The organism is Bacillus sp. JKS001846 (assembly GCF_900176455.1).
Classification (GTDB): Bacteria; Bacillota; Bacilli; order Bacillales; family Bacillaceae_G; genus Bacillus_A; species Bacillus_A cereus.
The window spans coordinates 379,588-394,865 of sequence record NZ_FWYG01000002.1 but is presented as its reverse complement, the minus strand read 5'-3'; the positions used below and the strand labels follow the sequence as shown (position 1 = coordinate 394,865).

Sequence of the window (15,278 nt, the reverse complement as noted above, 5' to 3'; positions counted from 1 at the left end):
AAAAGTTTCTTTTTGATTAATTATTTTCCTACTAAAGCACATTCATTTTTAATTATATTTTGCTTACTTTAGTAATTGTAGTCTTCCTTATCATGAAAAAGTTATTAAAATATAGTTCGATAGATTAAACCACCTTTTGTATGAGGGGAATGATGTGTTTAATTACATTTATTATCAAGGAATTGACAAATGTTTTTGAATGTGTGACATCTTATTAACAAGCATACTAATGAGATTAAAATCTATTATAAATATATATCTTATATATTAAAAAGAAATAAAGATAGAACTTTTATAGGTTATTCAAAATAGAGGTTAGACTTACTCCTGTAAGGGGGAATTTGATATAGGAACAGAAAAAATCATAAATTACAGAAAAAGTATCCGTAGATTCAAGGATTATTAGACTTTTAATTCTACAAAAAAGCAGAAAGAAAATAATATATTTCTACATGAAATCAGAAAGAATTTGATACCAATCGCATTATATATATTCAACCAAGTAAATAGGGATTTTTTCACTTAATGTGGTAATCAAGTTGATTTTAACCGTCTAATTATCCACATTTCATTCAGATTAGGCCGCAATTTGTTAACATTAATCAGTATTTACACATAACTCACATTATTATTGATGATTTTTATTAGATAAATACAACAACATTAGTCATTACAATGATTTTAGAAAGATTATATCCACATTGGATCCTTTTTGTCCTCATATCCACTATTTTTATAATTTTCCTTTTGATTTTTTGTAGGTATTATAAGATAGGTTTTAATACATTAGAAGAATACACTCTAGTATTATGTGGAGAGTTATGTATTGATAGAATCGAATTTGTATAAAAGTGCATAAAAAAAGACTCCATTTTACATGAAGTTCTTTGAATGTAGTATTTATGAATAGAGTAGTAGGAAGGTGTTACTAATCAAACAAACACGAATAGCCCTCTACTTTCGATTTTTTCAAAAATAGAGAGCTCATTACTATTATTTTATTTCCATTGCGTTTAGCACCTGATCTGGAGCTGTTATTGTTACTCCAGCACGTACTAAACGTTCGAAGGTACGCATAAACTCTAGTAAATTAAACTGCTTTGGTAGTTCAATCACACGCAGTTGCTCTTGCGGTAGCTTATCAATTTCTTCAATAAACCATTCACGTACATCACTTGGAATCGTGCGTTCTTTATGACCACGAACTTTTAGTTTTTCTCGCATTTCAATTTCTAAAGCGATATATGTATGGAGATTAACACCCTGATCATATGCATATTTTCTAAATAACGCTTCTTCCTGGTATTTTAGATAATTACGGTGATAAGACTCTTCCGTCACTGGTACCGCAAATTTCTGCTTCAGTAGTGCATGCACATTCTTAAACATCTTCTTAATGTTGTGAAGAGAGTACATAGAATAATGTAAACCGAAATTAAAGACAGCGTGCTCACGGTCACTATTTCTCTCTTTTGGTATATGTTGCGCAATAAGAGGATAGATACCTTCTTTTGCTGCAGTATCAAGAATTTGATATTGAGATGTTTGATGCAATAGTTTTTTCAATGTATATACAATTTTCGTTGGATATCCTTCTTTTCGATCAACCATATCACGAAGCCCACGAATGACACTGCGGATTTGACGATGACACGTATGCTTTAATACATGAATGAATTTATTCATGTCTGCAGACAGTTCACCAATATTCATTTCTTGTAGAACCGATTCGATGAATTTCGCTTTACGTGCATAGGTAGCTTTTGGTGTAAAGGGATCCCTATATTGTTCTTCTCCAGCTTCTTTCGAACATAAGTAGTCTGAATGGATAGACAGATATAATGTCGTATATCGTTTTGTATGCTTTACACCTTTTTGCATTTTACAAATTTTGAATAGGGGATTCCCCGTACATGGTAATGCCGTTGTTAATTCCTCAATAACTGCACGGATTTGATGCGGATATTTTTTATGTAAGAAACGATACATCCCGCCAAAGTGAGTTTTGTTTCCTCTTTCGTCTTGCTTGTCCAAAGAACGCTTTAATGTTGTTTCCGTATGTTGTTGCATTGCGATGTCTAAGAATAGTTTCTTAGCTGCTACAGAGAGCTTAAAGAAAGCCTTTGTAAATACAACAGGACTAATATATACGTATGGATTTGCTTTTTCTGTTTCCTCATTCATAAAATGAGTCAGCTTGATTGTATATCGGCCATCTACTCCGTTTTCAATAGAGATAATGTTATGTAAGCTTAACTTTTTCAAAGCGATATAGAATTGAGAATGCTGAATGTATGCAAGCTCTTCTTTATATTTCTTGTAATCTTCCCACATCATATGTATTGTTACATTTGGAATGACACCATTCGTAAAGCATTTCTTATGTAGATATAAGAACACTTCGAGATCAGCATTTGTAATGCCGTATAATTTATGCTTTCTTCCCGTTTTTTCTGCAAGTGCAGACATTGCGCGACGTGAAAAAGATGGTTTGGCTTTTTCGACAAAGCCTTCTACGTCAGCAATACGTTCTTCGTATGTCATGTGCTGCAGAATATCTTCCAAATATGTATCTTTATAGCTGTAGTATTTCTCCTCAAATGTTTCCACGAACTTTTGCCAAGATTTTAGTGTTACTAACACAGCATTGGTTGTTTCTCCATTTAAACTACGTCGATTTCGTATTACAAATGACTTTCCCATCTTTTTCACCTCCGTTCTACAAATTCAGAAATATATGCCAAAAGACTATAAAATATACCAATTTTCATTATAACAAATCGAAAAATGTAAAAATGTCCTCCTTTAAGGTGAAATATGAAAAGATGAAATGTGTCTTGAATCTTAGAGCCACAAGGGGTTTCATGAATATGCAAAAAAAATAAAGGACATGATAACGCTGTAGATTTTCATCTTTCTAGAAAGAAAAGAACTAGAAGTGAAAACCTCTGTAATGCTTGATTTAATAATGATTTTAATGAATTTGGATTATCTCTAAAGGGACATGATACCGCTAAATATTTTCATCTTTTTATGTTCGGTGGATTTTAGGGGAATAACCTTAAATCGTTGATATGATAGGCGTCATATCGAATATTAGAGTTTTTGAAAGGGACATGATATAGCTATTTTGTATTTCATGTTTTTGAAATAAGGGGACATGATACCGCTACAAGTTTTCATGTAGGGTAAAGAACTTTTAAAATGAAAATTAGCATTATAAACATTGATATATAGGTGGTTTTAAGCCTTTCAAGATAAATTCGAAAGGGACATGATACCGCTATAAATTTTCATGTTTAATATTAAGAAGATTGAACAAATCCTTTTATATCAGGGATATAGGGGTTTATGAAAAAAATTTTGTTTATTATTTTTAATAAAGATATTGATACAATTTCCATCTTTATCTCGAAAGGGACATGATACCGCTATAGATTTTCATATTTATATGAAAATAATCTTATTTAATGGTGTTAATGTTATTATAAAGTAGGCTATACAATACCTATGTTTTACAAATTGTTGTTGTTCTATATAATAAATAAAAGAAGAAACTTCAATGCCATGTGATGAAACGTCATTAATAGTGAGAGTAAAAGAATGAAAATTCTGATATTTTTTCATGTTTTTATATAAGGGAATTCATATAGCTATATTATTTCAACTTGAAATAAAAAGATTTTAAAAATTTAATGAAGAAGGAGGGGGACATATGGATAATGTTCTACAATTGTTTCGTGATGCATTATTAATATCGGAACCACTTTATAAAGATAACGAGACATTATGGGATAAATGGAATGCTTATTATAAGGATGTGAAAGAAGATAACAGCAAAATAGTAACTTCTGCATATCTTTCTCCTTCTTTTTCAATGCTAGTACAATGGCTTGAAAAGCAGCAAAAAAGAGGAGTTTCTTCATTACAAATATTCACAGAGATAGATCAATATAAAGATGAAATACAAGAGGCAATCGATTTATTTATTCATCAGGAGTTTTTAAGGTCTATAAAGAGTAACAATGAAATGGAATCTATTCCGTTAGAGGATGATAATCGAGTAAAACCAAATGCTTATTATGAGGTTAATAACTCTGCTGTTTATTATAAGTTAAGAGATGGAATTGCAAAAAATCAATTTGAAGAGGATGAAGAAACGAAAATCAAGTCATATCCAATTGAAACAAAGGATAGTAATGGACTGGCTCAACTTTCTTCTCATAAAGATGAGGATTTAAGGTTAACAAACATAGAGGAAGCAGCTCGGTGGAATACACTCGTGGACGGTGTTATGAGTAATATGGATGACTTAACAGCAGATTGTCTGGATTCTATCACTATTCAATGGTTGAATGAGGCTAAATCACCAGATGAGTTCATTGATTTTTCATATGAACAAGTTTTAGAAATGTGTAGTATTCCTAAGGCAAAAGCTAATGGAGTTGAATATTATCGAGCTGAAGATAAGATTAAAGTTGCTAAAAGAATTGCTGCTTTAGCAAGTATTTTTATATATCTTAATGATGAAAATGAGGTTGTAGTATTAAATGATCGTGCAGAACCTGGTAAACATTACGAAGTAAAACGTGAAATCATAAAAAGGCTTTTTGTACTCGATTCAGTGGTGCTTTGGAGAGATAAAAACACTAATGAATACATGGGAATAGAATCATGTAGAATTAAACCAGGTAGTTTCTTATCAAGCTACTTATATGGCTCAAATAGTACAAACGCGTTACTCTCTAAAAAAGCACTTGAATACAATAGTTATAGGCATAAGTATCATAAAAGGCTAATTCGTTATTTAACATGGCAGTGGAGAATTCGACAAATGTTTTCTAGTTTAAGCAGGCCCTATTCTATAGGTGGGGATAAAGGACTTTTAGCAGTAATGGATATTAAACAAAATCAAAAACCTAATAGAATTAGAGACCAATTAGAAAATGTCTTAATGGATCTAGAACGTGAAAAGGTTATTTCCCATTGGGAGTATGAAAATGGTTTAGATGAAGAACAATTAACAAAGAAGAATTGGTTTAAAAATTATTATTCGCAGTTAGGTATTAGAATATTTCCCCCTAAAGAATTAATGAGTTCAATGGAGAGTTTGGTTAAAAAGAAAAATACCAATGTAATACAAGCGGAAAAAGTTGTCGAAAAGAAAGAAAGTAAGCCTATAAGTGTGGATGAAAGTGAATATTTAATCCGTGAAAAGATAGTATTTTTGCATACGAAAAAGAATATAACAATGAGGGAGCTTTCAGAAGAGATAGGTATATCACAACCTACTCTTTCAAGATTCTACAATCAAAAAACTAAGCGTCTTTCAGGTGTTGCTAAGGAGAAGCTAAACCGGTGGTATAAAAGGCAGGTTATAATTGATAAGATGTGATAAATAGGCTGTATAAAAGTGGAGGTATACTTGCTTTTATACAGCCTATTTAAATTATAGCTAGTGATTGATTCGTATAAAGGTTACTTTTTCTGTACTACGTATCTTTTTCCTACATTGATTTGAAATGTGAAAGTGATGTTCATAACTTAGCGAGTTTGAGGGAAGAGACTTTTAACTGAAAATTTTATAGTTGAAAATCTTTATCGATGTAACTATAATGGTTACAGAATGGTTGTTTTAAATATAGATTTAATTAATCTGAAAATATAGGAATGGAGATGTTATAGGGTATGAAAAAATTTATTTTAGCAGGTGCATTAGGGATTGCGGCTCTTGCAGGCACAAACTTACCAGGATTGGAAGCAACAAAAGCGAGCGCAGCTGTTGAGAAAATCCAAGATAATCAAATGTTGCATCAAGGAAAGTATCTAGAGGAGGATAACGCATTTGAGTATGAAATAGGGAAAGTTACTGATGTGTATGAAGTAAAACTTATAGCATTTGTAGAACAGTATGTAACCTTTGAATATACAGGGAAAAAGGGAGAAAAACTACAAATACCAGTATTATTAACAAAAGGACAAAAGTTTAATATAGATGATAAAGTTAAAGTTGATATGAGAAATGTCAAGAGAGATATGAATCGCTGGGTAGAGGATGGAATTGAGAAGATTAATGATTCAAAAACAGCTGTGTCAAATGAAGACCGATGGGTTTGGGGTTATACACAAACAAATAATAATGAATTAAAACCAGGATTTTATAAAAAACAAAATGGATTATTTGATTTTGCAATTGGGAAAATAGCAGTGGTAGATAAAGGACTTTATGGACCTGGAGATCAGACGAAATATGTAATAGTCAAAGCTCCTGATGAACTGGAAAAGGAACAATCTTTATATATTATCTTAACAGAAGGCCAAAAATTTAATGTAGGTGATAAAGTTAAAGTGAATATGGAGAATGTATTATGAGGTGGAAATAATCAAAGTTGGGAGGTAGAGAATAACATTGAAAAAATTAATGATTTAAAAGAACCAACATTAAACAAAGATCGATGGGTCTGGGGACATTCTAAGAATTAAATTTATCCACAAAGTACTAATTAAAATGCCAATTTCTCTTAATGATGAAAAACGAAAAATAGTATAGTACCAAAAGTAAATCTATTAAAGGAATATGAGAACATCTCCTTACTTTGCATAATAAGTGTGAAGGAAAGGAGGTGTTTTTTTGAGTTCATTGCCTTTAAGAAATAGACAGTCATGGTCAAGGAAAGTTATTTTAATACTAAAATTTCGAAAACAATAGGATAGAAATTTATTTTTTTGTAAAAAAAGAATTGACGTCTAATCTTGTTGTAACTGAATGGTATAACTATAGTGCAAAAGATGCAATCTATGCATTTAATAATAGTACTGTTATTTCATAATAAAAAATCTAAGAGCACGCACATAACAATGTTCTTAGGTTAGAAAGGTAGATTCCTATGCATAGAGGGTCTCAATACAATAACATATGCTTGTTTGGTTTAAATGTGAAAAAATTTTAACAAAATAGTTATTTGCGCGACACGTTTCCTTATTAATGTCGCATTATAGATTAAAAAACCACTGGTAGATTTGCGAGAGAACGAATTTTACTATGGCTATAAATTAGTTGATCCAGTTCGATTGCCAGGCGAAGATTAGGAAACAAAGTGCCTAATGCCTATGTTTAATAATCCAAGTGAAAGAGAGCCTTTCCATACCGTGTGCATTTGAAACTTCTCTTTCCATAAAAAGAAAACGAATAGTTTTAGTATGAGTAATAAGAAAATTCATATGCATTTTTTATATTTTGGGAGAGACTAAAAAAACTTTGAAAAGGAGGATTCAAAAATGCAATTAGCTACACATGAGTTACGTGATTTAAGTGAATTAATTGCTGGCTGTTACAATACAATTAATACGATGGGTACATACATTCAGCAAGCACAAGATCTAGAATTAAAACAACTATTACAGCAACATTTTCCGCTCCATGTGGAAGACTATAATTTAAAAGTAGAATTTGTCCAAAGCCAGAATACACCCGATATTGAGCGTTTTCAGCCCTCTAAGTTAAATCCAGTATTGGTTTCTTATTTAAAAGCACCTATTGAACAATATCCATCTGTTGCACCTAGTATAAATGGAGCACCTCCAAACGATCGAGCAATTGCTACGGGCTATCTCTTAAATCAAAAATCAGCTGCATTAAATTATGCTGGGGCTGTATTAGAGTGCGCGAATCCAAATTTGAGGTCTTTTTTAGAAAAAGCCTTTTTAAATAGTAGTAGACATGCGTATGATATTTGGCAATACATGGTTAAAAAAGGTTACTATCCGTTATCTCCAGCACCAGATTCTGAAATAAAAGCAATAGCAAGCAGTTATCAGCCTATTAATCAGCCGTTACAATAATATAAGAATTAGTAAGCACATATGTTAATTAAATTGTACTGGATAAAGCTGAACAGATTAATTATTCTTACTCTGTTCAGCTTTATTTTTTAATCTTCTTTTAAGAAGAGAGTCAATATTAATACATAATTAAAGTGGGATTAAATTTCCATAAAAAGGAATAACTATTTTTCCATGATTCGTAGCATATTAAAATTATAGGAGGTGATACACTATGGCAAACAATAATAGCGGAAGTCGTAATGAATTATTGGTTCGAGGCGCTGAGAATGCAATTGATCAGATGAAGTATGAGATTGCACAAGAGTTTGGTGTACAACTTGGTGCAGATACAACAGCTCGTGCAAACGGTTCTGTTGGTGGAGAAATCACAAAACGTTTAGTTGCAATGGCTGAACAACAACTTGGCGGTGGAGTTAATCGCTAAGTTCAATTATAAATGAGAGTGGATTAGTATAAGACATAGCAGATATTCAAACCAATTTCTTTTGTGTATTCATAAAAAAATAAGCCCTTATAGTAAACGCTTTCTCACTTAAAGGTTATTGATAATCTTTGAGTACTTTGTTTGCAAATCTCTTTTCTAAACTACACACAGTGTTGGGAAGGTGTTTCCCATGCATGATAGAAAGTCTTTTGTAGGAAAAAACATACTTAAAAATATCTTTTCAATATTGAAAACTATACTTATTATGATATTTTCGAAAGAGAGGCATTTTAAAATGGGTATATTAAGTGGGAATCCTCAAAATGAGCCTTTACATTACGGAGAAGTATTTGATATTTGGAGTTATCTTCTTGCGGCACAAGGAGCTGTAGCTGGACATCAAGTATGTATGAATCACACAGGTGATGAAGATTTAAGGAAGTTCTTACAAAACTTAATTGAGAATGATATGACTTCTGAAATAGAAGAGTTAAAAGCTCTTTTAAAGGTGAATGGAGTGGCTTTACCACCAGCACCTCCAGAAAGACCGGTTGCCTCTATTGAAGATATTCCTCCTGGCGCACGCATTAATGATGCTGAAATTGCAGCAGCCGTTGCTACAAGTCTTGCTGCAGGATTAGTAACTTGTAGTCAAGTTATGGGGAAATGCCTTCGAGAAGATGTAGGCATGCTCTTTGGACAATTTCACTTGAAAAAAGCACAAGCTGGAGTAGCTTTACTACGTTTAAGCAAGAAGAAAGGTTGGGTAGTTCCTCCGCCATTACATGTACGAAATTCCGATCAAGCTTAACAATAATAATAAAAGTGGCGCTCGGCCACTTTTTTATTTCAATCTACTCACTTCGCGTTTCTTGAGGAAGGAGTCTTCTTGGCTAAAATGATAAAAAGTATCAAAAGGTGTGAGGATTATTTTTATGGAACGATAGAGCATTTCAGATATTGTTACACATTCGTAATCATTTCTGTATAAATATCTCATAATATTTTCTAATGTTTTAACTGACTGAGATGTCTGAGAAAATTCGCTACCATTCCAATCATGAAGTAGAATAATATTTCCAGGTTTAACACCTTTAGTTATATATCTAGAAATTTTACTAGCTGCTGGATTTCTCCAGTCTTGAGGATCCTGATGCCATGACCATAGAATAACAAGTTTCCAATTTTGTATAGCTGTATTAATAATTAAATCGTTGTGAAGGCCTCCGACTGGTCGATAGAGAGTTGGTTTATAACCAGTGATTTGCTTGATAATTTCAGCCGTTTGATCTAATTCTGCTGTTAATTTAGCGGCAGCATATCAGATAGACATGTTAAGGTTCAAAAAACATCTAAGTCTTTTTCCCTGCCTAAAAAGGAACGAGATTGGAAATATCCCTCAGAAATGAAATAAGTTAGGCTGGTTATTAGCTGTTTAGGTATAAAATTTTATTTCACAGTAACAAGTTTGGAATAACCCTATATATTTTCCTTTGTATAACTTCTGGAGCGTATAAACATAGCTTCTTTAATTATTTCTATTCTTGCTTATTTGATGTTTTAGACAACTATTAACGAATAACTTATCCAAAACTCTCAACCCTATATAAGCAAAAATTACTTTCGCAATGATAATCAATACATATACAATCGAACTAACTGTAAATACAGTCATGTAGCTAAATTAGAATTAAAACTAATAACTATCTCTCCCCCCAACAAAATACCTGAACATCCTGCAAAAGAAATCAAAAATATTAAAAAGGTCCTAAAATAGCAAATAACATCATCTTTTTATCTATGTGTCACATCTCCTATTTAAAATAGAACCCTATACCAATTACAGTAGCTTCTAAAATAGTAATTGTTAGAAGAATATATACACCCTTTCTCTTCAAATGTCCATTTTTTCAAAATAAAATCAGTAAATTAACGGTATTGGTCGGCGTAATTAACGATTAATCATATTTTACTATACTCTTGACTTCTGTTGATTACAATTGTAATATGATAACCGTATTACAATTGTAATCTCAGAAAGGAGATTAAGTATGAATAGTCTACCCAAAATATCAGAAGCTGAATTAGAAGTTATGAAAGTACTTTGGACTGCGAAATCCTCACTTACAGCAAATGAAGTAATTCAATGCCTTGAGGAAACGAATGATTGGAGTCCTAAAACTGTCCGAACTTTGCTTAACAGGTTAGTAAAAAAGAGGGCAATTTCTTCTAATCAAGAGAAAGGAAAACTGTATACATATACTGCATTAATTTCCCAAGATAATTATTTGCAGATAGAAACAAAATCTTTTCTGAAACGATTTTATGGTGCTGCATTAAAGCCATTACTTGTAAACTTTATAAAAGAAGAAAAGCTATCTTTAGAAGAAATTAATGAACTGAGAGAAATTCTAGATGACAAAGCTAAACCTCACAGAATAAGGAATAAATAATTATGTTTAGTGTATTACGCAATGTTTATCTTCCTCATATCTTTGATTGGGTAATAGAGACTTCTATTATGGCAAGCATATTAGTTGGTTTAATCTTATGTTTGAAATTATTATTAAAAAATCAATTAACACCAAGATGGCAATATGCATTATGGTTAATTCTTCTTGTAAGACTTATGTTACCTTGGTCACCTAATAGTTCATTTAGTATGTATTCTATGCTCTCGCAAGGCTATGAATATCTCCGTTATCCCATGCAGGAAAATATAAAGGTACAAACTTCAAAAGAAATTAATGAACAAAAAACATATTCTTTCAATTTAAAAGGGGAGAATGAAGTAAAAAATGAAATGATGTTTCAGGATACAGATAAAGGTTTTTGGCATTTGTCTATGTATGAAATTCTTCTGTATGTGTGGTTATTAGGTGTACTCTGCTTAAGTTCTTCCATCATAATTATAAATAGACGTTTGCATGTTTATTTACATAAACAATCTGTTATTACAGATGAGAGAGTTTTACGCATTTTTGAAAGTTGCAAAGAGACAATGTCAATTAAACGAGATATCTCATTACTTCTGGCTGGAAAGATTCCAAGTCCAACACTCCTCGGATGTATTAGGCCTAGAATTTTACTTTGTGAGAGACATATTGAACAATTAAATAATAAACAGCTACGATTTATTTTTTATCATGAGTTAGCTCACTTTAAACGAAAAGATGTGGGAGTAAATTGGCTCATGTATAGTTTACTTATCTTAAATTGGTTTAATCCTATTCTTTGGTATGCATATTATGCTATGCGTGAAGATCAAGAAATTGCATGTGATGCGCTAGCACTCACTTTTATTGGTCACAAAGAAAAGCTGGCATACGGTAATACCATTATTACATTATTAGAACACTATTCTAATTACAATCAAACACCAAGTTTAGCAAATTTAAGTGGAAATAAATATGCATTAAAGAGGAGGATTTTGATGATTAAAAAATTTAATAGGAAGTCATACTGCTGGTCAATTTTAGGAATAGTAACAGTGATCGGCGTTTCTGTATTTTCTTTAATGAATGCAAAAACAGCAGAAAACTCTAATAAAAAGGAACATAAAGTAGAAAATATACAAAATATAGATAGAAAAACTAATGGTAATCAAGATATCTATAAACCAAGATATTCATTTGAGCTTGAGGAATCACAAATAAATAGTCTGAAAAATAGAGGATTACCAACAAAACAAACACTTGTGGATGCTAAGTCTACAGGGCTGATTTTGGTCCATTCTACGTTTGACAACCGAGAATTAGCACCTGGTTTTTGGATCATGGCTCCTGGTGAAGTAGATGTTATTAAAAAAGAGGAATATCCAACGAAATATGGAATGAGTAACTTTGCGATTGCTGAGGAATGGCGATAGATTTTCAATTATAAATTTATGTATAGAGCGAGGTATAATAAATTGAATACACGACGTATCTTTATTGGTGCTGCGATGAGTAGTGTTTTATTATTATCAGCATGTGGTAATTCGGACACTATCGTAACATCAAAATCAGGAAATTTGACTAAGGAAGAGTTTAACAAAGAATTAAGAGATAAAGCAGGGGATTCTGTTTTACAACAAGTAATGTTAGAAAAAATTTTATTAGATAAATACAAAGTTTCAGATGATGACACAAAGAAAAAAGTGGATGAATTGAAAAAAGAAATGGGAGATAATTTTAAATCTTATTTAACACAAAAGAATGTTAAAAATGAAGATGAACTTAAGGATAAATTGAAAACACAAATGGCTTTTGAGAAAGCTATTAAAGCATCAATTACAGAAAAAGAAATAAAATATTACTATAAACCAATTTTAAAAGTAAGTCACATTCTAGTAAAAGATGAAAAAACGGCGAAAGAAATAAAAGAAAAAATAAATAACGGCGAAGATTTTACTACGCTAGCTAAAGAACATTCAGAAGATCCTGGTTCCAAGGAAAAAGGGGGAGAATTGGGAGAACTTAATGCATTTCAAATGGATCGAATGGATCCTAAATTTAAAGAAGCTACTTATAAGTTAGAAGCTGGACAAGTAAGTGAACCTATTAAATCCTCTTTTGGTTATCATATTATTAAAATGACAGAGAAAAAAGAATTAAAACCGTTTAATCAAGAAAAAGAGAATATAAATAAAGAATTAGAAGCGAAACGTTTAACAGATCAGCAATGGCAACAGAAATTCTTCAAAGACTTATTCAAACAAGCAGATATAAAAATAACAGATAAGGATTTAAAAGATACTTTTAAATAATAAAAAAATAAATCCTACTTGCTTTCATGAACTGCCCCAAACCATGGACACTTAAAAAAGTCTATAGTTTGGGGTTTTTGATTATTTTTATAAGTAACCATCATTATAAAGAGAATCGGAGGTTATAAGACGAATATTAGAAGTTTTTTTGAATTTCTCGATATGGATGCTCCTTCTATTCCTGGCAACGCCCATTAGCAACCCTATCACCGTCAAGTTGAGGAATTCATTATTTTCTAAAAAGGAAAAATGAATTTAATCTTCATAAATAAATGTAGAAAGCAGAAATTTGGTTTTGGGGATATTTTCTTTTATTAGCTTGATGGAGATGTGACTGAACCCCTTTACATAATTTTCGTTGCCTTTTGGAATGTATCCTTTATTTGCATCAGGACCCCCAAAAAAAAGAGCCCTATATCCCTTGGGCTCTTCCATAAATTCTTATACAATATTAATCCTTTAAGACTAATATTGTATGTATAAAGTATTAAATTTTTAAACTGCAGTAGATATAAATACAGAGTATACAGCGCTTTGAGTAATTCCTGGAGTAATAAAAAGTGAGATAGCATCTGTCCTTGCAACTGGATTACCAGGTATCGTACTAGTCCATGTAACTGTTGCAGGAGCAACTACTGGATTTGGATTAAATACTTTTACAGGCTGTGCTCCAATATCAGTTGGTTTGATTGAAAAGACTATTGTTCCAGTAATATTGGCTGTAAGAGTAAGGGTAATTGTAGATACTATTTGACCAACCCCTGGTGAAGCTAGATTAGTAGGTACATTATCACATACTTGTAGTAGATATACACCTATACCTAAGTTATTTACATTAATAGAAGCGGAAAAACCAACAATACTACCAGCTCCTGCTGTTACATAAGGGAGCGTTAGTGAATCTGCTGCACCAGGTGATCCTGCTGTGCGCTGAAATCCCGCATTAGTACCACCAAAAAGGATAGCCTTTGTAGATGTTGTTGCAGTAACTCCGGTAGGTCCAGTAGGCCCGGTAATTCCAGTGGAACCAGTAGGTCCAGTGGGCCCGGTAGCTCCGGTAACTCCGGTAGGTCCCGTAACTCCGGTAGGTCCCGTAACTCCGGTAGGCCCAGTAACTCCAGTAGGTCCAGTAGCTCCGGTAACTCCGGTAATTCCGGTAGCTCCGGTAACTCCGGTAGGCCCAGTAGGTCCCGTAACTCCGGTAGGTCCCGTAACTCCGGTAGGCCCAGTAACTCCAGTAGGTCCAGTAGCTCCGGTAACTCCGGTAATTCCGGTAGATCCAGTAGCTCCGGTGGGCCCGGTAATTCCAGTAACTCCGGTAGGTCCCGTAACTCCGGTAAGTCCAGTAGGTCCCGTATCTCCAGTGGGCCCAGTAACTCCGGTAGGCCCGGTAGCTCCGGTAACTCCGGTAATTCCAGTAACTCCGGTAGGTCCCGTATCTCCAGTGGGCCCAGTAACTCCGGTAGGTCCAGTAGGCCCGGTAACTCCAGTGGAACCAGTAGGTCCAGTGGGCCCAGTAACTCCGGTAGGCCCAGTAGGTCCAGTAGGTCCCGTATCTCCAGTGGGCCCGGTAACTCCAGTGGAGCCAGTAGGCCCAGTAGGTCCAGTGGGCCCCGTAACTCCGGTAGGTCCAGTAGGCCCAGTAACTCCGGTAAGTCCAGTAGGTCCCGTATCTCCGGTAATTCCAGTAACTCCGGTAGGTCCGGTAGGCCCGGTAACTCCAGTGGAACCAGTAGGTCCAGTGGGCCCGGTAGCTCCGGTAACTCCGGTAGGCCCAGTAGGTCCGGTAGGCCCAGTAACTCCGGTAGGTCCCGTAACTCCGGTAGGTCCAGTAGCTCCGGTAGGTCCAGTAGGTCCCGTAACTCCGGTAGGCCCGGTAGCTCCGGTAACTCCGGTAATTCCAGTGACTCCGGTAACTCCAGTAGATCCGGTAATTCCGGTAAGTCCAGTAGCTCCGGTAGGCCCAGTAACTCCGGTAGGTCCAGTGGGCCCGGTAACACCGGTAGGTCCTGTAGGTAATGTAAATGGTGGAATTGATGGCAATGTAGGTCCTATAAGGCTAGGATCAAATGCTCCAGAAGATATAAAATCATCCAGATTTAATCTTTTTGGATAAATTTCACTCTCATCTGACATATGTACACCTCCTTTTCCTCTAACAAATTTATTCACCATATGGCTTGTACATACTATAAAATAGCAAATTAACAGGTTTTCAAATTGCATTAAAAATATAAGTTAAGTTTGTAAAGGGTTTATTCT

10 protein-coding genes and 1 pseudogene are annotated in these 15,278 nt (G+C 33.6%); 8 read left to right on the top strand and 3 right to left on the bottom strand.

What is annotated here, in order from left to right:
• Positions 1-993: 993 nt before the first annotated feature.
• Positions 994-2,703 (bottom strand): hypothetical protein, encoded by a 1,710-nt coding sequence (locus B9A45_RS30880; RefSeq protein ID WP_084065887.1) that lies wholly within the window; start codon positions 2,701-2,703, stop codon positions 994-996.
• A gap of 1,012 nt (positions 2,704-3,715) precedes the next feature.
• On the opposite strand from B9A45_RS30880, the gene B9A45_RS30870 reads away from it, so the two are divergent.
• From B9A45_RS30870 to B9A45_RS30850, 5 genes are all read left to right on the top strand, one after another.
• Positions 3,716-5,395: a helix-turn-helix domain-containing protein gene (locus B9A45_RS30870; RefSeq protein WP_084065885.1), complete on the top strand. Its 1,680-nt coding sequence runs from the start codon at positions 3,716-3,718 to the stop codon at positions 5,393-5,395.
• A 293-nt stretch (positions 5,396-5,688) separates the two neighbouring features.
• Positions 5,689-6,372, top strand: a complete 684-nt coding sequence (locus B9A45_RS30865) for an ATP synthase F0F1 subunit alpha (RefSeq protein ID WP_256891737.1) — start codon at positions 5,689-5,691, stop codon at positions 6,370-6,372.
• A 906-nt stretch (positions 6,373-7,278) separates the two neighbouring features.
• Positions 7,279-7,842, top strand: a complete 564-nt coding sequence (locus tag B9A45_RS30860; RefSeq protein ID WP_084065884.1) for a spore coat protein — start codon at positions 7,279-7,281, stop codon at positions 7,840-7,842.
• A gap of 214 nt (positions 7,843-8,056) precedes the next feature.
• Positions 8,057-8,269: an alpha/beta-type small acid-soluble spore protein gene (locus B9A45_RS30855; RefSeq protein ID WP_000002836.1), complete on the top strand. Its 213-nt coding sequence runs from the start codon at positions 8,057-8,059 to the stop codon at positions 8,267-8,269.
• Positions 8,270-8,564: 295 nt separating this feature from the next.
• Positions 8,565-9,080 carry a DUF3231 family protein gene (locus B9A45_RS30850; protein WP_084065883.1) on the top strand — a complete coding sequence of 172 codons (516 nt, stop codon included), beginning with the start codon at positions 8,565-8,567 and terminating at the stop codon, positions 9,078-9,080.
• A gap of 33 nt (positions 9,081-9,113) precedes the next feature.
• Here the strand turns inward: B9A45_RS30850 and B9A45_RS33125 are convergent.
• Positions 9,114-9,584 (bottom strand): annotated as a pseudogene (locus B9A45_RS33125) (polysaccharide deacetylase family protein); the annotation flags it as partial.
• A 736-nt stretch (positions 9,585-10,320) separates the two neighbouring features.
• On the opposite strand from B9A45_RS33125, the gene B9A45_RS30840 reads away from it, so the two are divergent.
• The 3 genes from B9A45_RS30840 to B9A45_RS30830 are packed head-to-tail and all read left to right on the top strand — an operon-like array spanning position 10,321 to position 13,016.
• The gene (locus B9A45_RS30840; RefSeq protein WP_084065882.1) at positions 10,321-10,722 is read left to right on the top strand and encodes a BlaI/MecI/CopY family transcriptional regulator; all 402 of its coding nucleotides are present in this window, start codon (positions 10,321-10,323) and stop codon (positions 10,720-10,722) included.
• A 2-nt stretch (positions 10,723-10,724) separates the two neighbouring features.
• Complete coding sequence (locus B9A45_RS30835) at positions 10,725-12,137, top strand: M56 family metallopeptidase (protein WP_084065881.1); 1,413 nt, start codon at positions 10,725-10,727, stop codon at positions 12,135-12,137.
• A gap of 42 nt (positions 12,138-12,179) precedes the next feature.
• A complete protein-coding gene (locus tag B9A45_RS30830; protein WP_179135425.1) occupies positions 12,180-13,016 on the top strand; it encodes a peptidylprolyl isomerase in 837 nt (278 codons plus the stop codon).
• A gap of 495 nt (positions 13,017-13,511) precedes the next feature.
• Here the strand turns inward: B9A45_RS30830 and B9A45_RS30820 are convergent, their stop codons facing one another.
• Entirely contained in the window at positions 13,512-15,152 is a 1,641-nt protein-coding gene (locus B9A45_RS30820) for an exosporium leader peptide-containing protein (protein WP_084065878.1), read from the bottom strand.
• Positions 15,153-15,278: the final 126 nt, after the last annotated feature.

What these genes read in the sequence shown, in the direction of transcription:
- B9A45_RS30855 (WP_000002836.1), top strand. Translation starts at nt 8,057, where the DNA reads ATGGCAAACAATAATAGCGGAAGTCGTAATGAATTATTGGTTCGAGGC.
- B9A45_RS30870 (WP_084065885.1), top strand. Translation starts at nt 3,716, where the DNA reads ATGGATAATGTTCTACAATTGTTTCGTGATGCATTATTAATATCGGAA.
- B9A45_RS30880 (WP_084065887.1), bottom strand. Translation starts at nt 2,703, where the DNA reads ATGGGAAAGTCATTTGTAATACGAAATCGACGTAGTTTAAATGGAGAA.
- B9A45_RS30865 (WP_256891737.1), top strand. Translation starts at nt 5,689, where the DNA reads ATGAAAAAATTTATTTTAGCAGGTGCATTAGGGATTGCGGCTCTTGCA.
- B9A45_RS30820 (WP_084065878.1), bottom strand. Translation starts at nt 15,152, where the DNA reads ATGTCAGATGAGAGTGAAATTTATCCAAAAAGATTAAATCTGGATGAT.
- B9A45_RS30840 (WP_084065882.1), top strand. Translation starts at nt 10,321, where the DNA reads ATGAATAGTCTACCCAAAATATCAGAAGCTGAATTAGAAGTTATGAAA.
- B9A45_RS30860 (WP_084065884.1), top strand. Translation starts at nt 7,279, where the DNA reads ATGCAATTAGCTACACATGAGTTACGTGATTTAAGTGAATTAATTGCT.
- B9A45_RS30835 (WP_084065881.1), top strand. Translation starts at nt 10,725, where the DNA reads ATGTTTAGTGTATTACGCAATGTTTATCTTCCTCATATCTTTGATTGG.
- B9A45_RS30850 (WP_084065883.1), top strand. Translation starts at nt 8,565, where the DNA reads ATGGGTATATTAAGTGGGAATCCTCAAAATGAGCCTTTACATTACGGA.